This is a genomic window from Thalassococcus halodurans, from assembly GCF_900108225.1.
GTDB lineage: Bacteria > Pseudomonadota > Alphaproteobacteria > Rhodobacterales > Rhodobacteraceae > Thalassococcus > Thalassococcus halodurans.
Genome location: NZ_FNUZ01000012.1, coordinates 1 through 19,118, shown reverse-complemented (window position 1 = coordinate 19,118; position 19,118 = coordinate 1). Strand labels below are relative to the sequence as shown.

Annotated in this window: 19 protein-coding genes; 12 read left to right on the top strand and 7 right to left on the bottom strand. The window is 56.7% G+C overall.

What is annotated here, in order from left to right; translation table 11 throughout:
- The coding region (locus C4S59_RS19445) for a helix-turn-helix domain-containing protein (protein ID WP_103912011.1) at window positions 1–202 on the top strand (202 nt) is incomplete at its 5' end.
- Window positions 203–232: 30 nt separating this feature from the next.
- Here C4S59_RS19445 and C4S59_RS19440 read toward each other — a convergent pair.
- Both C4S59_RS19440 and mobQ read right to left on the bottom strand, forming a co-directional pair.
- The gene (locus C4S59_RS19440; RefSeq protein WP_103912010.1) at window positions 233–514 is read right to left on the bottom strand and encodes a hypothetical protein; all 282 of its coding nucleotides are present in this window, start codon (window positions 512–514) and stop codon (window positions 233–235) included.
- 35 nt (window positions 515–549) lie between these two features.
- Window positions 550–1,842 carry a MobQ family relaxase gene (gene mobQ / locus C4S59_RS19435; RefSeq protein WP_103912009.1) on the bottom strand — a complete coding sequence of 431 codons (1,293 nt, stop codon included), beginning with the start codon at window positions 1,840–1,842 and terminating at the stop codon, window positions 550–552.
- A 725-nt stretch (window positions 1,843–2,567) separates the two neighbouring features.
- On the opposite strand from mobQ, the gene C4S59_RS19420 reads away from it, so the two are divergent.
- The 10 genes from C4S59_RS19420 (at window position 2,568) to C4S59_RS19370 (ending at window position 12,483) form a co-directional block, all read left to right on the top strand.
- The gene (locus C4S59_RS19420) at window positions 2,568–2,846 is read left to right on the top strand and encodes a mobilization protein (RefSeq protein ID WP_103912015.1); all 279 of its coding nucleotides are present in this window, start codon (window positions 2,568–2,570) and stop codon (window positions 2,844–2,846) included.
- Window positions 2,843–4,504: a type IV secretory system conjugative DNA transfer family protein gene (locus tag C4S59_RS19415; protein ID WP_234994843.1), complete on the top strand. Its 1,662-nt coding sequence runs from the start codon at window positions 2,843–2,845 to the stop codon at window positions 4,502–4,504. The genes C4S59_RS19420 and C4S59_RS19415 overlap by 4 nt, the downstream gene beginning before the upstream one ends.
- 17 nt (window positions 4,505–4,521) lie before the next feature.
- Window positions 4,522–5,073 carry a hypothetical protein gene (locus C4S59_RS19410; protein WP_103912006.1) on the top strand — a complete coding sequence of 184 codons (552 nt, stop codon included), beginning with the start codon at window positions 4,522–4,524 and terminating at the stop codon, window positions 5,071–5,073.
- 225 nt (window positions 5,074–5,298) lie between these two features.
- Window positions 5,299–6,333 carry a replication initiator protein A gene (locus C4S59_RS19405; protein WP_103912005.1) on the top strand — a complete coding sequence of 345 codons (1,035 nt, stop codon included), beginning with the start codon at window positions 5,299–5,301 and terminating at the stop codon, window positions 6,331–6,333.
- A 111-nt stretch (window positions 6,334–6,444) separates the two neighbouring features.
- Window positions 6,445–7,113, top strand: coding sequence for a ParA family protein (locus C4S59_RS19400; protein ID WP_050686606.1), 669 nt, complete (start codon window positions 6,445–6,447; stop codon window positions 7,111–7,113).
- Window positions 7,114–7,476: 363 nt separating this feature from the next.
- Window positions 7,477–8,697 carry a DNA (cytosine-5-)-methyltransferase gene (dcm, locus tag C4S59_RS19390; protein ID WP_103912003.1) on the top strand — a complete coding sequence of 407 codons (1,221 nt, stop codon included), beginning with the start codon at window positions 7,477–7,479 and terminating at the stop codon, window positions 8,695–8,697.
- Window positions 8,690–9,151 carry a very short patch repair endonuclease gene (locus C4S59_RS19385; RefSeq protein ID WP_103912002.1) on the top strand — a complete coding sequence of 154 codons (462 nt, stop codon included), beginning with the start codon at window positions 8,690–8,692 and terminating at the stop codon, window positions 9,149–9,151. Before dcm ends, C4S59_RS19385 begins: the two co-directional genes overlap by 8 nt.
- Complete coding sequence (locus tag C4S59_RS19380) at window positions 9,144–10,472, top strand: MvaI/BcnI family restriction endonuclease (protein WP_200813258.1); 1,329 nt, start codon at window positions 9,144–9,146, stop codon at window positions 10,470–10,472. The genes C4S59_RS19385 and C4S59_RS19380 overlap by 8 nt, the downstream gene beginning before the upstream one ends.
- A gap of 216 nt (window positions 10,473–10,688) precedes the next feature.
- On the top strand, window positions 10,689–11,603 hold the full coding sequence (locus tag C4S59_RS19375; RefSeq protein WP_103912001.1) for a hypothetical protein: 915 nt from the start codon (window positions 10,689–10,691) through the stop codon (window positions 11,601–11,603).
- A complete protein-coding gene (locus C4S59_RS19370; RefSeq protein ID WP_103912000.1) occupies window positions 11,596–12,483 on the top strand; it encodes a nucleotidyl transferase AbiEii/AbiGii toxin family protein in 888 nt (295 codons plus the stop codon). The genes C4S59_RS19375 and C4S59_RS19370 overlap by 8 nt, the downstream gene beginning before the upstream one ends.
- Window positions 12,484–12,520: 37 nt before the next feature.
- Here C4S59_RS19370 and C4S59_RS19365 read toward each other — a convergent pair whose 3' ends face one another.
- The gene (locus tag C4S59_RS19365) at window positions 12,521–13,060 is read right to left on the bottom strand and encodes a recombinase family protein (protein WP_103911999.1); all 540 of its coding nucleotides are present in this window, start codon (window positions 13,058–13,060) and stop codon (window positions 12,521–12,523) included.
- 231 nt (window positions 13,061–13,291) lie between these two features.
- Entirely contained in the window at window positions 13,292–14,020 is a 729-nt protein-coding gene (locus C4S59_RS19360) for an MBL fold metallo-hydrolase (protein ID WP_103911998.1), read from the bottom strand.
- Window positions 14,021–14,112: 92 nt separating this feature from the next.
- Between C4S59_RS19360 and C4S59_RS19930 the strand changes: the two genes are divergently transcribed.
- Entirely contained in the window at window positions 14,113–14,454 is a 342-nt protein-coding gene (locus C4S59_RS19930; RefSeq protein WP_200813257.1) for a winged helix-turn-helix transcriptional regulator, read from the top strand.
- Between the two features lie 156 nt (window positions 14,455–14,610).
- Here C4S59_RS19930 and C4S59_RS19350 read toward each other — a convergent pair whose 3' ends face one another.
- From C4S59_RS19350 to C4S59_RS19340, 3 genes are all read right to left on the bottom strand, one after another.
- The gene (locus C4S59_RS19350) at window positions 14,611–15,303 is read right to left on the bottom strand and encodes a competence protein CoiA (RefSeq protein ID WP_103911997.1); all 693 of its coding nucleotides are present in this window, start codon (window positions 15,301–15,303) and stop codon (window positions 14,611–14,613) included.
- 8 nt (window positions 15,304–15,311) lie between these two features.
- Complete coding sequence (locus tag C4S59_RS19345) at window positions 15,312–17,519, bottom strand: hypothetical protein (protein ID WP_146064568.1); 2,208 nt, start codon at window positions 17,517–17,519, stop codon at window positions 15,312–15,314.
- Window positions 17,520–17,786: 267 nt separating this feature from the next.
- Entirely contained in the window at window positions 17,787–18,671 is an 885-nt protein-coding gene (locus tag C4S59_RS19340; protein WP_103911995.1) for an ArdC family protein, read from the bottom strand.
- Between the last annotated feature and the right edge of the window lie 447 nt (window positions 18,672–19,118).

Genomic DNA, 19,118 nt, shown 5'->3' with positions numbered 1-19,118 from the left:
CCGAGAACGCGTAGCAAAGAACATCATTGATCGTCGCAAGAGCATTGGTCTGAGTCAGGAAGGCCTGGCGAGACAGGCTGGCCTCAGCCGTGCCTATGTCGGCAAGATCGAGAACGCGCGATTTGCTGTGACCATCGACACGATTGAGAAGATTGCTCACGCTCTTGATGTTGGCGCGGATGTCCTGTTCGAACCTCGATAGCCAGATGCGAAAGCAGATATCTGACTTGCTTCACTGAGCCTGTGAATCCTGGTCTGGCTTCTGATCGAACAAGATCACGCGCCCATCCCCACTGTCCGGATCGTTGACCAGGACAAACGGTACATCCGCGCCGTCCTTCTCATAGAGACAACGGTACTTCATCTTGCCATCGAGCGGATCGCGCACCTGATCATAGCGGTAGCTGTGCGGAATGCCCTTCTCGATCCAGCTTTCTACACCTGCGGGCGTCACAAGCGATAACGGCTTTCCGTCCAGCAAGATCGTCTTGCCCACGTTGAATACTTCGTACATCTGATCAGTCTCCTCTGTCGTTTCACCGGGTTGCGTCACAGGCTGTGACCTTCACCACGATCCCTGTCCCGCGTGCTTTCATTCTCGTCGTCACCGCGTTCCTGTTCGCGTTCGTCCTCGATTTCCAGCTTTTCGCGCGGCTTGTTCAACACGTCCTTCAGGCGCTCGTTGACGGACGGCTTGCGCACCGCGCGCCCGGCGTCCTCGCCCAGATCATACTCGTTGTGACCGTCCAGCTTGTGAACCGCCGCCTGGCCGTCTCGCCCGGCGTCCTTCTCCATGATCTCCTTCAGCCGCTCCCGCGCATAATTGCGGCCTTCCGGTTTCGGCGTGTCGTCCTGGTCCCATGACCGGCCCACGACGCGCGCCAGCCGCTCCCGGAAGTCATCTGGGTTTCGGTCGCGGTTGCGATCTTTAGCGGTCGCAGCCCTGAGTGCTGTCAGACCGGCAGAGACGCGGCCCTGCCCGGCCTCGCGCTCGATGCCGTAGGTCTCGCGCGCCAGTTCCAGCCGCGCGCGCATTTCACGGAAGGCGGCGCGAGCCTGGCGGGCGGCATGGACGACAGCGCCGCGCTCGGTGACGGGTTTGTATTCCCGCCCCTGGCGCTCGGCCATCGCCTTGGCCCGGCGTTCCATGGAATTGGCGGCTGGCCCCAGCTTCAGCTCGGGGTCGCGGTCCAGCTCCTCCGCCGTCAGCTCGTCACCCCGTTCCAGCGCCACCTCGCGCTGCGCCTCAAGCGACCGATGATCGACCCGCTCCACCTCCCCTGCCCGCTCCAAAGCGCGGTTCTGCAACTTGGCCCAAAGGCCGCGCATCTGCTCGATCTCGACGCCACCGGTCTTGGCGGAATCGAGCACGCGCGTCTTGGCCGTGAAGCCCTCCGCTTCCAGCTTCCGGGTGGAGGTCAGCACATGGGCGTGGTGGTTCCGCTGATCGCCCTCGCGGTGCGGGGCGTGGATCGCCACATCGACGGCCACACCGTAGCGGCTGACCAGCTCCTGGGCGAAGTCGCGGGTGATCTGGGACCGGGCCTCTGCGCTGATCTCGGACGGCAGGGCCAGCTCCCATTCACGGGCGGTGACGGAGTTGCGGCGGGTCTCGCTGGCCTCGACTTCGTTCCAGAGGCGGGATCGGTCCGTGGCCCAGTCCGGGGCGTCCTTCGGTGCCAGGATGAAGGTCTCCTCGATCCCCTGCTTGCGGGTGTAATCGTGGATGCGGCCTTCGCGCTGGCATTCGATGCGCTCCCCGACACGGTAGGCCGCGGCTGCTGTGGCAGAGCGCCCGGCGCTGCGTTTGATCGTTTTCACGGAGAGATGGTAGCTGGCCATGCGCCCTACCCTCTTCCGTGATGCGAACGGCAAAACCGCGCGCCGTTGCTGACCCCAGCCCATGCACCGACATGGGCCACAAGGTCAGCAGTCTTTGCCCCGAAGAACTGCGCCCCGCCCCGGCGCGGTACGAGGGGAAAAGACAGACCGCCCGAAGCGAGCCAACGGCTCTCTGAAGCGCGGGCTTGCCAGTGATCTGCCCCCATATCCCCAGCCTTATGGGGGGCGGGATATGGGGACAGATCACTGGCGGTTTGCCGGGGGCAAACCCGGTTTGTGTCGGCACCGTCAGGTCCGATGACACAAACCTCCCGCAAGGAAGAAGCCAGTGGCAGACCGGCCTCCACCGTGGAGCATCGGGCGAGACGCTGGCGCGATATTGCGGGACGCGATCCAACCGCTGAGGTTGGCCATGGAGAGCTTGAGAGGCCGGGAGAGCCTTTCATTCCGGCGCGCATCGCGTCGGACGCGGCTCCAACCGTCCGGGTTGGTCTGGGATGGTTTGGAAGGGGTGAAGCGGCCTTCCATATCGATGCGGTAGGCATCGACGGAGTTCGCCATCGGCTGAGGCCCTGCCTCAAGGAGATCGCACGCAAATCTCGAAACCATAGGTGTAGAGTTTGCATAAGTGCGCCCTTATCCTTTACAGGACTACGGGTAAGCGCTATCGCTGGTTGTGGCAAGCCTAACCTTTACACCTGCTCTCTTTGAAGTGGATTCCCGAATTGGCAGAGACTGAGCTTGAACGCGCCGAGAAACGATACGCCCAGGCCAAGGCCCGCCTTCAGGCCCTGAAGAACAGGGAAGCCACCAGACAGCGCAAGCTGGATACTAGGCGCAAGGTGATCCTAGGCGGGGCGCTCATGGACTTGGCTGAACGGGATTCCAATGCTGCCGCCATGCTCGACCGGCTGATCCGCAACCTCTCCCGCGAACAGGACCGCAAGGCCTTCTCGGAGTGGGATACCCCTTCTCCTGACACTGGCCAAAGTGACGCGACATGATGCGCGCCCTCAGTCTGGCCTTCTGGCGGCTCTTCCGGTTCATCCAGGTTCTGATCGTGACCCCGATCTTGGTCGGGGGGACTCTCGTCTTCTTGCTGATCGGCGCAGCCGTTGGTGCGGTGGTCGCGACCCCACTCGTCTTCGCCTTCTTCGACCAGGCTCCTGGTGAAAGCCTCGCCAACTGGCTGGTGCTGATCCCCTGCATGGTCATCGGTGCCGTGGTCGGTGTGGCGATGTGGTTCCAGATATCCGGGGCCGAAACTTTCTTCGGGAACCTCGTCGGGGTTAGCCACGGCTCAGCGCGTTTCGCGGGCAAGCGCGAGCTGAAGACTCTGGAGCAGGCGAAGGGTCTTCTGATCGGACGCAACCCGCGCACCGGCAAGCTTTTGTCCTATGACGGCCCGGCCCATCTTTTGACCCTCGCTCCCACGCGGGCGGGCAAAGGCGTTGGCACGGTGATTCCGAACCTGCTGGCGGCGGACCGCTCCGTGCTTGTCATAGACCCCAAGGGCGAGAATGCCCGGATTGCCGGGGCGGCGCGGGAACGGTTCGGCACCGTCCATGTCCTCGATCCCTTCGAGGTCTCGGGACGGTCCTCCGCTTCGTATAACCCGCTCGACCGTCTGTCGGCAGACAGCCCCGATCTGAGCGAAGATGCCGCCTCTCTGGCGGATGCGCTGGTGGTCGATCCAGCGCATCAGACCGGCGACGCCCATTGGAACGAAGAGGCCAAGGCGCTGATCGGCGGGCTGATCATGTTCTGCGCGGCCCATGAAGAGCCGGAGCGGCGCAACCTCGGGTCCGTCCGGGAATATCTCACCTTGCCCCCGGATCGGCTGAAGTCGCTGCTGGAGCTGATGCAAGAGAGCGAGGCAGCGGACGGGCTGATTGCCCGCGCCGCAAACCGCTTCGTCGGCAAGGCGGAACGGGAAGCCGCTTCGGTCCTGTCGAACGCGCAGCGCCACACCCACTTTCTGGACAGTCCCCGGATCGCGAAATGCATGGCCCGGTCGGATTTCACCTTCTCCGATCTGCGTCACCGGATCACCTCCGTCTTCCTCGTTCTGCCGCCCAACCGTCTTGACGCCTACAGCCGCTGGCTGCGCCTGCTGGTCTCCCAGGCTCTCCAGGACATCGCACGGGACGCGGAGCGGCCTCAGGGCGCGTCAGAGGGCCGTTCTGAGCGCCTCAAGGCCCCTGCCCTCTTCCTTCTCGATGAATTCGCCGCCCTGGGCCGTCTGGAGGCTGTGGAGCGCGCCATGGGGCTGATGGCAGGCTATGGCCTTCAGCTTTGGCCGATACTGCAAGACATGAGCCAGCTTCGCGATCTCTACGGACAGCGCGCCGCGACCTTCGTGGCCAATGCCGGGGTGCAACAGGTATTCGGGGTGAACGACTACGACACGGCGAAATGGCTGAGCCAGACAATGGGACAGGAAACCATTGGCTATCAGACCGAAAGCCGCAAGCCGGGCGACATGCCCACGACCGGCATACAGGTCACGGGCCGCGATCTCCTGACCCCGGACGAAATCATGCAGCTCCCGCCTGAACTTCAGCTCCTGCGCGTCCAGGGGCAGGCCACCGCCGTCGCGCAAAAGCTGCGCTATTACGCTGATCCTGAATTTGCCGGGCTGTTCACGCCCGACGCCCGATAACCCGAAAGAAATCCGCCATGTCTGATACCTCCGCCTCCCCTGCCCCGCTTTCAGATGATGATCTGCGCGAGACGCTTGATCTCCTCGCCACGGCGGTCGCTAGCATTTCGGATCGCGTGGATGATCAGACGCGCGTACTCGACCGCGTGAACAAGACGGCGACGGAAGCCCGCTCTGCGGCCTTCGCTGCTCAAAAGCAGACGGACCCGGAACATTATGGTGAGATTGTTGGTGTGACGATTGATGGGAGGATCGGCGACACCTTGGACCGAGTTGGCCAGATGGCCGGTGATCTGCTCCGGGCGTCCAACCACACTCAGGAGGTTCTCGGGAAAGCTGAAGATGCTCGGTCAGACACGATGCGCCAGCTTTGGGAACGGGAACAGAAGCTGGATCGTTTCAAAAGCCGTCTTCCATGGTTCGGTCTGGGTGCTGTCATTCTGGCTCTTGTCCTGACGGTGACGCTTCCCCGTTTCTTAGCAAGCAACGCTTCCATGTGCGCTGTCCTTGGAGCGTCTTGGACCACGACGACCACGGGTGTCGATGCTTGTGTGTACTACCAACGGTGAGCGGCGAAGCGCTAATGGTGATCGGCTCTGCCTGAGATGCTGGGTGTTATATATGTGTTATAATATGTGTTACGGGTCTGGAAATTTTACGTAGATGTTTGAAAAGAAATCAATTTTCTAGCTGCCAGGTAACTGATAACACGAATCTCGGTAACTGAAATCCTGCTTTTGGTAACTGATAACACGAATCTTGACTGCGGTAACTAAAACCACGAATGTCGACTCATGGTAACTGATAACACGAATGCCCTCGCCCCGCTCCTGCCGGATCGTCATCCGCAGCATGATTTGTTCATCTGTGATGTCGCTGACGCTGTCCTGAAGGACGTGATGCAGCATATGGAGCACCCGTTCTATTCACTTTCAAAGAAGCCGGAGACAACGGTCAAGCGCTATGAGAATGGCGACAAGTGGCTTCAGATCACGCCGAGCGTGAAGGGTCTGGCGACGATCTACGACAAGGACATTCTGATCTACTGCATCAGTCAGATCATGGCAAAGCTGAAGGAAGGCGAAGCCGTTTCGCCCCGTGTTCGCATCAACTCCAGAGAGCTGCTTATCTTCACCAATCGGGGCACAAGTGGCCGGGAATATCAGTCCCTACTCGATGCCCTTGATCGCCTCGAAGGAACGCGGATCAGGACGAACATTGTCACTGGAGACGAAGAACAAGTTGACGGCTTTGGCCTGATCGACGCCTCATCGATCCGCCGGAAACATGGCCTCGATGGCCGTCTTCTCTGGTGTGAAGTGAAGCTGTCAGACTGGGTTTTCAACGCAATCCGCAACGAAGAGGTACTGACCCTCCACCGGGATTACTTCCGACTGAGAAAACCTATTGAAAGACGGGTGTACGAGATCGCCCGCAAGCATTGTGGACAGCAGAAAACCTGGCGGATCACACTGGCAAAACTCTTGCTCAAAACAGGTTCTCAAAGCCCACAGAAGCGCTTTCGGCAGATGATCCGGCAGCTCGCAGAGCATGACCATTTGCCGGATTATCATGTTACCTTTGAAGATGAAGCCGACATGGTTGTGTTCACCAATCGCGGCACGATGTCCCCTGCCCAGCTTGTCGAAGGCAGTATTCCACCGCTGCAGTCCGACACCTACGAAGAAGCGCGCCATGCAGCGCCGGGTTGGGACGTTCGTTTCTTGGAGCGTGAGTGGCGCGACTGGTGTGTTGAGCCGCCCCGCAATGCAGATCGCGCTTTCATTGGGTTCTGCCGAAAGTGGTTTGAGAAGCGAGGCAGGCCCTGAGATTAAAAACCGGTAACGGAAATAAATCCGGTAACAGAATAATTTCCGGTGTTGGATTTAATTCCGGTATGGGATATAAATCCGGTAACAACAAAGTGGCAGGATCGAGCAATGCCCGTCATCGTTATGGCAAGCCCCAAAGGTGGGGTTGGAAAATCAACATGCGCCGTTCTTCTGGCGTCTGAGTTCGCTCGCATGGGCGCGGATGTCACCGTGCTTGACTGTGACCCGAACAAGTCTCTTACCCGGTGGGCATCGCATGGCGCGCCTTCTGGAGTGACCCTGAAGAGCGATGTTGGTCGTTCAGAGATTGTTCCTACCATTCGGAGCGCCGACGGTGACGGCAAGATCGTCATTGTGGACCTCGAAGGGGTTGCGTCCCAGCTCGTCAGTCGCGCCATCTCCCAGGCGGACCTGGTGATTGTCCCGATGCAGCCGACAGCGCTGGACGCAGAGATCGGCTCCGAAGCGTTGGCGTTGGTTCGCGAAGAGGAAGAAGCGCTTGGGAGGTCAATCCGGCATGCTGTGGTGCTGACCAAGACCAGCGCAGCCGTCAAAAGCCGCGTCCAGAAGGAGTTGGAAGAACAGCTCAGTGGGGCAGGGATCGACGTGATCGAGCCGTCACTCGTCGCGCGCGCAGCGTTCTCGGAACTGTTCGCTTATGGGGGCGATCTGACAGCGATGATGAATGACCCGGAGATGGTTACGGGTGGCAAGGTAGATAAGGCGTTGGCAAACGCTCAGGCATTCACGGAGGCGGTTTATGAGCGGCTCAAATAGGCTTGCGGGGCTGAAAGCCCGTCCGAAAGGGACGACCGTTGAAGAAGTCCGACGCGTAGATGAAGTCGGCGAAGCGAGAGGCTTTCTGGATCGAACCCCAAGGAAGAAGCCGGGCCGCAAACCAAGTCCACGCACGTATCAGTTACATCCCAAAGTGCTGCCGGAAGTTGGTGAAGCAATAGCTTCTGAGGCTGAATCGCTTGGGATCACACAGGGACAACTCATAGAGCGGATGTGGTCTGCCTATCGTGGCTAGCCGTACTCGCCGCTCACATTTTCTCTAAATGTTCTTGCCTTTAGGGAATCTTAACGCCAGAGTGTCAGAAAAATTCCCAGATCAAGACAGAGCGGAACTGACCCGACATGACAGAATTTGAGATGCTGCTGACGCAGAGCGGCTGGTCCATGCCTGAAGCCGCCAAAGCTCTGGGATATTCCGAAGGCCACCTCTACCGCTGGAAGCGGGGTGAGGAAGTGCCGCGCGAAGCTGTAATGAAGCTGCTTCGGGTGGAAGTGCGTTCAAGGCAACGCCATGACAGCAACGCATCATTCTCTTTCATTGATCTCTTTGCGGGGATCGGTGGCTTGCGAAGAGCCATGGAAGGGGCAGGGGGCCGTTGTGTCTTCACATCGGAATGGGACCGTTTCGCCCAGCAGACCTATCATGCCAACTTCCCGGACAATCGCCCAATCGCGGGAGATATCCGTGAGGTAGACCCAGAGGATATCCCGGATCACGATGTTCTTGTGGCCGGTTTCCCGTGCCAGCCATTCTCGATCGCTGGTGTATCCAAGAAGAACGCGCTTGGACGCGCGCACGGCTTCCTCGATGAAACCCAGGGTACGTTGTTTTTCGACGTGCTGCGCATCCTGATGCACCACCGCCCGGCAGCTTTCATGCTGGAGAACGTCAAGAACCTGAAGAGCCATGACAAGGGTCGGACGTTTGAGGTGATCCGGCGCGCTCTGACCGAGGAGCTGGGGTACACGCTGCATACCCAGATCATCGACGCGGCCAACTTCGTGCCACAGCACCGGGAACGGATCGTTATGGTAGGCTTCCGGGAAGCCACGGACTTCAGCTTTGAAGAGCTGAATCTGCCCGGACGGCAGGACAGGGGGATGCGGGATATCCTGCACCCAGAGAACGGGACAGAGGCCCCTGAGGGACATTACACGGTCGGGCCGGATGCGAAGGTCAGCGACAAGTACACGCTCACGGACAAGCTCTGGACGTACCTGCAGGACTACGCAGCCAAGCATCGGGCCAAAGGCAACGGGTTTGGGTTTGGCCTCGTTGATGGCAACAGCATCGCGAGAACGTTGTCGGCGCGCTATTACAAGGATGGCTCAGAAATCCTGGTCAGTCGCGGTGAAGGCAGGAACCCTCGCCGCCTGACGCCCCGTGAATGCGCAAGGCTGATGGGATTTGATGACAGTTTCAGGATTCCGGTTTCGGATACTCAGGCCTACAAGCAGTTTGGGAATTCTGTTGCCGTGCCGGTCTTTGCGGAAGTCGCCCGGCTGATGCAGCCGCGCGTCCTGAAGCTGATGGATCAGCCCCGGCTGCAAAAGGTTGGCTGACGTTCATTCTGCCGACGCGCGCCGCCGCAACATGGCGGCGATCCGGGGGAAGGACACAAAGCCGGAGCTGATGATCCGGCGCGGGCTGCACGCCAAAGGATTTCGCTACAGATTACAGGGCAGGGGCCTTCCCGGCAGACCTGACCTTGTTCTGCCAAAACATCACGCCGTGATCTTCGTGCATGGTTGTTTCTGGCACCGGCATAACTGCCCATTGTTCCGCTGGCCGCAAACCCGGCAGGAATTCTGGCGTGAAAAGATCAACGGCAATGCCCGGCGCGATACTGAAGCTCTTGGTCGTCTTCTCGATGCGGGCTGGAGAGTGGGTATCGTATGGGAATGCGCCCTCAAGGGGCGCAGTAAGCGGCCTTTGCCTGAAGTGATTGACTCCCTTTCCCTCTGGCTGTCCTCTGACACAAAGCAGTTTTGTGTTGAAGGCCAATGGATTGACTGACCCCCTTATTCGTATTCTCGATCAGATGGCAGCTCATGGAGCGACGCGTTTCTACGCTAAGCAGCTCGCTCCGAATGATAACTCCAAGAACCAAGTCTATCTCGGCGGCGGGTTTGGTGCGCTGAACATCATCCCGCACGGCGAGATCGAAGAGGACGGTAGCCAGGTCGCAGGGTCTGTGCGGGATCGTGCAAAAGCGCCTGTGGATTTCTGGTGGATGGATGACCAAGGCATAGCCCCTGCGCCGGATGCTCAGCTGATCCTGTACCCCAAGTACCCCGAAGTGCGCATGTCCGGCTTTCTGCGCGGCGCTGTGCGTGCGCCAGCACCGCTCATGCGGTCACGCGATGAAGGGCGGGTGCTGTTCTTCGGCGTTTGCCCGGACGGGCGGGTTCTCGGCCATGTTGTCGGCAGAGAGACACCGGAAGCGGCGTCTCTGACTGACAAGGTGGACACGCTGGAAGCCTCAGGGGTCTTCCTTGATCTGCAATCGCTTCGGCAGAAGGGCGCAAGCTCCCGCCAAATGCTGCTCGATGCCCTACGCCGCATCCACGCCAAAGGCTGGGTGCCTTCACAGAAGATGGGCAAGAACGGCTTGGCTGCCCCCTACAATGCGCGGAATGGCGGCGGCTACACCCTGGAGGCTGAACTTGGCATCTCACCTAACGGCTACGCAGAGCCGGACTATCTGGGTTGGGAGGTCAAACAGTACGGTGTGCGGGATTTCGTGAAGTATCTCGCGAAAAGCCCCGTCACGCTGATGACGCCGGAACCGACCGGCGGGGTGTACCGGGATGAAGGTGTTGAGGCTTTCTTGCGCCGGTATGGCTATCCCGACAAGTCAGGCAAGGAGGGCCGGATAAACTTCGGCGGTGTCTATGCCAATGGCCGGGATTTCCACGCTGATACGGGTCTGAAATTGGTCCTGGAGGGGTTCGACCCCGACAAGGGTAAGATCACCGATGTGGACGGGCAGATCGCGCTGATCGACCGGGAAGACGTGGTTGCTGCCTCATGGGGCTTCAAAGGCGTGATTGGTCACTGGAACCGGAAACATGCCAAAGCGGTCTATGTACCGTCCCTGATGCGCGCGCCGCCACCGGAATACAGCTACGGTTCGCGCGTCGAGCTTTGTGAGGGAACGGATGTCCTGCTTCTGTTGCAGGCGCTGGACTCAGGCGCGGTGTATTATGATCCTGGGATCAAGATGGAGAAGACCGACACGGCAGCTCCGGAAATCAAGCGACGAAGCCAGTTCAGGGTCAAACACAACAATCTTGCTGGCCTCTACGAGAAAAGCGAGCATGAGCAATTTGCCTGAAAGAGTGGTCAAGTTGACTGTTGAGGCTCGCCGATGAGATAGAAAATATTGCTCGATATGATCTTACAGACGTCCTTAGGACGTCTGTAAGATCATATCGCAGAAAACATTCTTGTCAAGCCCAAGCCAGTTGACGTCTTAGATCAGAGCTGTATAATTACGCATTAGCGTATCAAGAACGTCCTTAGGACGTTCTTGATACGCTAATGGTGAACTATGGAAAAACGCTCAGCTCCTTTCGAAGATCGCAAGCGCATGACGTACCTAGGTGAAGCCTTGGTACGTCGCCTTGATGAAGTGCAATCGCCGCTCGTCTCAAACTACGATCTTTTCGTGCATCTTTGGCAGCTGCACGAGAGCGGCGATGTAAAATACTTGCGTAGCGAACATCCAAGCCGTGACACCTTCTCCCGAACCCGGACGCTTCTGAAGCAGGAAGGCCTCCTCCGACGAGATAAGGACTATCACTCCCTGTGGCGTGTCACATCCGTATCTGATGTCCCTGCGGACGATGCCGTCTGCATTGCCGACCCATTCTGCTACATCTCCCACCTATCGGCGATGCAACGCTACGGCCTTACAAATCGGCGTCCTGAAGCCCTTTTCCTCACAAGGCCTCTGGATGCAGTTGTGCGCCAGAAACTAAAGGAACGCAGAGAGGAGGATTTCGGGGAGGTTTTGCACGATTCAGAGGTCTATGTCGAAAAGCTGACTGCCGTGCGTCACCCGGAACATGTCCGAGGGCGGCCAGTCTCCATTCTAGCGTCCAAATTCTTTGGAAGCTGGAGGCAGGTGCGCGCCAGCCGCGCACGCATTGGGTCGGTCGGTCAGACGTTTCTGGATATGCTCGAAGCACCGGAACGTTGTGGTGGCATGCGCCATGTTCTGGAAGCCTGGGAAGAACATGCCAAGACCTATCTCGAAGAGATCATTCGTCAGGTTTCAGATGCCCCCAAAGCAATTTACAAGGTTCGAGCCGGTTACATTCTATCGGAAAGGCTGGGTATCGAGGATCAGAGAGTATTAGAGTGGAAATCTTTTGCCCAGAGAGGCGGCAGCAGGCTGCTTGATCCCGACCGGCCCTACCTAGACCGCTATTCTGAAGAATGGATGATTTCGATAAATGTCTGACGCACAGAAGTATGAGCCGCTTGTAGTTAACATTGCCGCTTGGGTCGAACGGGCAAAGAGTGACCCAGAAGCCTATCTCGAACGGCAGGCCACAGAAGTTTTTCTAGCTGCTCTGGCGATGACTAAGCCTTGGTGTCATCAAGTTTTCCTCAAAGGCGGCATTCTGATGGGCGTGGTTTATGGAAGTCCACGGCAAACTGGCGATATCGACTTCACCACAATAGCAGACCCGCAGCCAGGCATTGCCGAAGAGCTTGCCGCAGCGCTTGATGCCAATTTTTTGCGTGCAGCTGCTGAGCTTGGTTACCCCGACCTTCTGTGCCGAGCGCAATCATTCAAGTATTTTCCGAAGGGTGAAGAATTTCCAAAAAACGACGGCCCTGCCATTAAGATGGGGATTGGGTATGCCCTGCGCGGTTCGCCGCAGGAGAGACACTTGGAAGCTGGCCGTGCACCAAAAAAGCTAAGCATCGACATCAGCTTCAAGGAACCGGTCGGCGCGATCCAAGTCATCCGCGACGCCACAAGCCAAGAAGTCTTTCAAGCGTACTCACTGAGTGACCTGATGGCAGAAAAAATTCGGGCACTGCTCCAGCAGGAAAAAAGGAACAGATACCGCCGCCAAGACATCTACGACCTCGACATGTTGCTAGCTCAGTTTCCGTTCGATAGTGCAGAAAAGGCCCAGCTTCTCGCGGTCCTTCGTGACAAGTGCGAGGCGCGCGGCATCAAGCCCGCACAGGATTCACTGGCCAAGCCTGAAATCATTGAGCGCGCGAAAGCAGATTGGCACACCTTAGAGGTAGAAATTGGGGAAGTTCCCGATTTTGACGAATGCTTCGAGCGAGTGAACGCCTTTTATGTTTCACTGCCTTGGTAAGTTGGCTGATGAGCAATCAGGGAGCAGTAGAAAACACTCAGGCACGCCGCACGGTTCTCTCGCTGACCTTGAATAGCCGCGCGATCTCAGCGACCGCGCGCTGTTCTTCGTCACGCATGCGGCGGACTTCAGACTTCTGAGCGACCGAGAGAGCAGGGGGTCTTCCGCCGATCCGTCCGCGCTTACGAGCTGACGCTAGGCCCTCTCTCGTTCGCTCTGAAATCCGCTCGCGCTCAAACTGGGCGATGGAGGCGAAGACGTGAAACACCAGGCGGCCTGCCGGCGTCGTCGTGTCGATATCCTCAGCCAGGGACCGGAAGCCGGCACCGCGTTCCCGGATCGCTTCCACGATCTCCAAGAGGTCCTTCAGAGACCGCGCCAGGCGGTCATACTTTGTCACTGTCACAACGTCGCCGTCACGGAGCTGCTCCAGCATTCTGTCCAGTTCTGGGCGCGCACGCCGCGATCCGCTGATCCTGTCTGCGAAGACCTTCTCAGCACCGGCTGCCGAAAGGGCATCCGTCTGTGAATCCAAGCTCTGGTCGTCAGTGCTGACGCGGGCATATCCGATGATCATGCTTCACAGTGACAAAAACCTGCCAAAACCGCAAAGGTTTTGCCGGTGGTTTTTGTCTTAGCTAAGCGGTTGATCCTGGGTAGGGTAGGGCTTTTGGACAAAAACGACCGTTATTGGCCATGCAGTTCTGGCGTGGGGTTTCTGCCCCACACCGGTCGTTGAGGCTGCGCGCAGCGGACGGCAGTTCAGAGCCCATTTTGACCGGTGTTTCACGTTGGTAGAAATCGACGATCAACCCGGTAAGGGGCTAATCTTTCTCAACGCATGAACATGAGTGTCGATCGTTTTGGCTCCAAGTGGTCCACCATGACCAATATAGAATTTTCGCGCCCCTAGTGCCAAAAGCTGTTCAAGGGACGTAGCAACCAGAGCGGCACTTTCTTCAAAGGGAGGGCGTTTGGGGCGTTTGCGAAAGGCAATTCCACCGAGAAGTATTCCCGAAGCTGCCAGATCACCAGCGATCACCCGTCCATCGTCAAACAGTACTGATAGCGACCCAGGAGTATGTCCAGGAGTGAAATGAAGTGTACACATCGGAAAACCATATTCTGAAAGATTCAGTTTGGGCTGCGCTATAGGAACGTCTGGCCGGAAATAGGGGAAGGGTTCCAGAATCGCGCCTGTTTTGTAGAAGAGGCGTCCAAACAGCCCCGTTGCGTTCAAGGTGGGCCGTTCACCTTGGCAATATGGTATTTCCATTTCATGTGCGATAATCGGTGCGGATGTTAGGGATTTAATCGCGACTGCAGATCCAGCGTGATCGATATGCGCATGCGTCAGGACGATGGCATTAACATCCGACCAGACTAAAGAGTGTTTCTTCAACGCCTTGAGAATTTTGGGCTCTGATTGAGGGAGGCCAGTATCGATAAGTATGGCTTTCCCCTCGAAGGCGATGAGGAATGAATTAACCATGCCAAATGGCAGTATGGGGATTGTTTCTATGACAGTTTTTGACATTCTAAGTGCTAGCTCCAATCTGTGTTGAATGCGTTTGTTAAACGCTCAGCCGAGCACGACAATTGGGTACTTTTTTGTAACGGGAGATCAAGGTGACAGAGAAAAATGTTCTCATTAAGTCTTGGGCAGATCCAATCACCGGTGCGTGCCCCGTCGCCGAAATACTTCGTACGTTAGGTGGCAAACACGGGCCAAGAATTTTGCACTGCCTAACGGAAGGTGAACTTCATTTTCTAGAGCTCACACGAGCGATAGACGGCATCAGTCGGAAGGTACTGACCGATCAGTTGAAGGAATTCGAGGAGCAAGGGTTGATATTGCGTTCTCCAAAGAACGATGCACGTCAACGTGTCGGGTACTCGCTTACTGCGAAGGGAGATGCACTTTGCGGTGTTTTCGGACAGCTCTATGATTGGAGTCAATACTATAGATAGAAGATGGGATTGAGGCTGTTCGTTGAAACGGCGGCTTTGTCCCGCTCAGCGGACGGTGACCAGCCCGTGTTTGAAGGTCCGCTGTCGGGCGCTCGTCGGTCAGAACTCAACCGTTTGTGTCACAGGCGGAATCGACCGTTTGTGACCCGATGTTTGTTAGAACCTTCTGCGCCTCCGATAGCTACGTTGGGTGGGTTCTGCGAACTGGACCACTGGCAACGGCCTCCCCTCACTGATCAACCTAGCGAACTCCACTTTTGGAAAATCGAAGAGATAACGGCTTCTGCCTTGTGCAGCTGTAAGCATGCACAGATTTTCACCACCAAAGTCAAATCCGACAATCTTTCCCAATGATCCCCATTCTTTGAGTAGCCTAGTTTCCTCGCAATAGACGGTGTAGATATCTACACCATCGAACCGTTCCGGGTAGTTTTCTGAAAGCATCCGTTCATATTGGGTCATATCAGAAGGGCGGCGGGTTCCATCTATGATCCAGATCACTTGGCCATAGAAGCTAGTGCGCCTTTTCACTTCGTCAGGCTTGATAGCAGAGTGCTGGAACTCGATCACAAGGCCATAGGATGTTTTGATATCTGCTATATGCAGCTCCCCGGTTTCATCACGAGCTGGCACCTCTTGCCAGTCGATGACAAACCGGTTTTTCCAGTCGCGGTGCCATTCGGTTTCGTTTTCCCACCAATGATCACAGTGACGGCGGCCCTTGTGCGCCCAATGCCAAACCTTCTTGGTACCGCATCGGGCTACCACATCGGCATTGCAGCCCGGACAGACACCCAAGGCACCAGGCGTTGCCTCAACCCGTTGACCATTCAAAAGTGCAAAACGCATTCTAATGCCTAGTTCAAATCTGACTTGACGTCTTGATACAACGTCACCAGTTCGGCCATGCCCATGTCTAGGATTGGCTCATACATGAAGGCATTGAGATGGATATTCGCTGGCGTGATTAGATTAACGCGGCGCAGAAGCCCGATTGTGTCTGCTTGATTGTTGAACAAGTCCTTGAATTTTTGGAACAGTTCCCCTGTCTGCTTCTTCGCAACACCATATTCCGGTTCACTAGAACGGATCTTCGCAATCATGTAGCGTTCCGCCCACACTCTGATCGCGATTGACAGAGCGATCTTGTGCTCAAGGTTTATGCCATCCGCCACGTTCTCACATGCATCTGCAGCTGCGAACAAGTAATCTATAACTCTTTGACTCAGATCAATATTCGGGAATGTGCAGCTGACTAAGTGGCTTTCGAACACAGTCTTATAGTCCTGGATGGTGAGGGCGTCAGTCTCGTCTTTGAAATGGAGCATCCTCGTAAGCTGCAGGTAATCAGCGTTGGCGTTCCCATCAGCATCTTTAGCACCCAGAGTGTATTCGATTAGGTTTCGCAGAAACGGGATGTACGCGATTAGAACGGACGGTTCCGCCAACCTGCCTTGCCACTTACGAAACGGACTCTGAATGTCAGTCCGCTCGAATGGCTCTAGCTTGATCCCATCATCAGACCGAAAGGCCAACCTACACTGATGTGCTGGGCAAATTTGTCTGCTTGAAACCGTTCGAAGGAAATCGAAGTTATGAGTCAAGACGATAGCCAAGAAGTTAGTATCTTCAACCTTGGTCACATCTTCCAAGAAATCAATGATTGCGAACTTGTTTTTGTAGTCAAACGAGTCCGAAATATCGTCAAAAACGAAGAGGGTCTTGGCACGGTTCTTCCACCGCACAAACACCTCATACATGATATCCAAGATGTAAAGTGCTCGGCTTTCGCCGGTGCTCAGCGCTCGGAGTAGGTCTTGCTTTTCAGATGAAGCGTATCGCCTCTCCTCGCCCGCATCTTTGACAACGAAGGCTATGGATGGGGCAATGCCTTTGAGGATCGCGTCCGCTTTATTTTCAACAGAAAGTTCAAACGGCAGGTAAAGAAAACGACGATTGAAGTCCGCAACCACTGCATCCCAGTCACCTCTGCTTTCATCCGCCTCTTTGACGATTTCAGCTAGGGCGCTTTGACCGGTTCGATACTCTGAAACAAGCGTTTTGTATTCATCAAATGCAACCCGAAGATACTGCATCCACAGATCACGTTTCAGGCCTTCCGGATCGCTTAGCATCGGCAAAAGTTGTTTGTTTTCAGTAATATAGTCCCGGAAAGTCTGTAACTCTTTATTTTTGAGCTTCGAGTTGAAAGTGTCAAACTTCTTCGCCACCGCTTCATCGTTCAGAACGCGAAGCTTCTCGTCCTCAATGCGCTGGCGAAGAGATTGGTCCGACGAAACCTCTTCCATCTGGTCGGTTTTTTCATCTGCCAAGCTGATGCGATGCCCCGCACTGAAGAAGTTGTTCGCCTCCAGCTGCTGCTGAACCTGTGCAACATTGTGATATTGAAAGTTTCTTCGAAGGATTGGAGACTGCTCCGTAATCTCATCATATTTTTGCGCAAAATCTTCGACTGCAGCCGCTACGTCCTCACTGGAAAGAAATTGCTGAACTTTGGGGTCATAGATGATTTTGTAGTCGGCCTTGGAAAGGTCTGACTGGCTCGTTCTGGTGAGTTCATCCTCTATTGCAGAAAGTGCTTCATAGTAGCTGCCGCTAAACACATCCTCGATAATTGGGTCTAAGTTCTCCCGTGACCTTTCACCAAACCCCGCAGCGTTTCTGAGAGCTTTGTCCAAAGCCTTTTTTGCCTCGCCAATCGACTGATGGATTCTTTCGTACTTCGTTCTGAGTTCGGCGTTTGCAAGCAGGGTGGATACCTGACTTGAAGAGAATTTGTCATCGTAAGATTTAACGACGAAAACTTCCTCTTTCTTAAGCCCTTCGCCATTCAGGGTGATCTCACAAGTAGGTTCGCGATCCGGGAAGTGCAGGTCCTTTGGCGTGTTTCCTTCTGAAAGGTCCATCATCGTCTTCGCAAACGATGTTTTCATCACACCGTTCGGAGCGTAAATTGCGTAGCCTTTATGCTTAAACTCCAGCTCCGTCTCTAGTTTTCCAATTCCATAACAATATCTTAGATTTATATTTAGCTTATCAGCCACGTTATTCTCCAAGTAATTTACACCCCAGACGGTCATTGCATTTGGCCCGAGGGGTTCACGGCATGCAAGAAGGCAGTCAACAGAACACCTACACTTTTTCCCGCCCCTTCTGGGGCGTCCGCGCGAAGCGCCGGGCCTGTCGGCGGGTGACCTTCAGGTTGCCCACCGACAGGTCACCCTGAAACCGCCCCGCCCAGGATCACACCACAACGCAAAAAGGCCCCCGCCTGCTGACGGGGGCCTCGATCATTTCGGCGGTGCGGGCTGTTACTCGGCGGCCATCCGGTCGGCCTGCGCAGTGCGGGTCATGATGTAGTCCACGGCTTTCTGCGCCTCGGACGCTGCGCGGAATATTGCGCGGCTGTCTTCCCTCATCGCCTCAAGCCATCCTTCGACATAGGCCGCGCTCTGGTCAAATTCAGGCTCCACCCCGATCTGCGCGCAAAGCATGCAGTTTCCGATTTCGGCGACCAGCTCCTCGAACGCATAGGCCTTGCGGTCATTGAACCGGCCCAAGCGGTCAAGCCGCTTTGTCGCCCCTGTCCAATGGGTCAGCTCATGCGCCAAGGTGCCGTAATATCCTGCGGCCCTGTGAAACGTGCCAATCGGCGGCATGTGGATGCGGTCAGTCTTGATATTGTAATAGGCGCGCGGCTCCTCGGTCACGTCGATCTGCGCGCCGCTCGCGGCAAAGAATGCCTCCAACGCGGGGTCGGCCACGGTGCCAAGATCACGGGGCGGATCGGGCAGGATGTAGAATTCAGCGGGCAAGCCCTCGATCTGATCAGCGTTGAACACGCGGTAGGCCTTGGCATAGGGGATCTGACGCTCTTCGCCGTTCTCGTCCTCGCGCTCGACGGTGCCGTATTTCACGACAGTTGCGGATTTCTCGCCCTTGCGGACATGGCCCCCAAGCTGCTTGGCCTGATTGAACGTCATCCAGCGGGCTGAGCTGTAATCCTTAGCCATCGCCGTGGCCCAAAGCATCAGGATGTTGATGCCCCGATAGGCCTCACCATTGAACCGTTCCGGCAAGCTGACCGATGCACCGCTGCCAGTCCATGGCTTGCGCCATGGCGGCGTTCCGGCCTCGATCTGCGCGATGATCTGATTGGTGACATGGGAATAAACGTCAAACTTCTCTGCGGTCATTTGTGACCCTCCTTTGAGTGACGCGGTCCGGGTCTGCTCCCCTTTCCGCCAATGGGCGGGCCTTCCTGTTCTGATCTTTGGAATGCCCATGCATTCCGAAGGGCAGAGCAGGTAAGGGCAAAGCCCGTCCTGCGGCCTGGCGGGGCCGTGACAACCGGGTGGAGGGCGTGAATTTGGGAGGGAACCGCGCGCCTGCGCGTGGGAGGAACCGGAATTCTCGACCGGAACCGACGCCAAAGGCGGCGCTTGCCGGTTTTCTCGGACCAGCCGGGATGGCAGGCGGATCAACAGGATTTGGAAACTGTCAGGATTGGGGTGAGCGGGCGTCAGCCCGTCGATCCCCTGCCCTGTCTATCGCTCAAAGCGAGACCGGCATACTGCCGGGATCACAGAACCGACTTTCAACGAATGTCGCATATATCGCGTGGAGCCGATGGCTGACGGCAG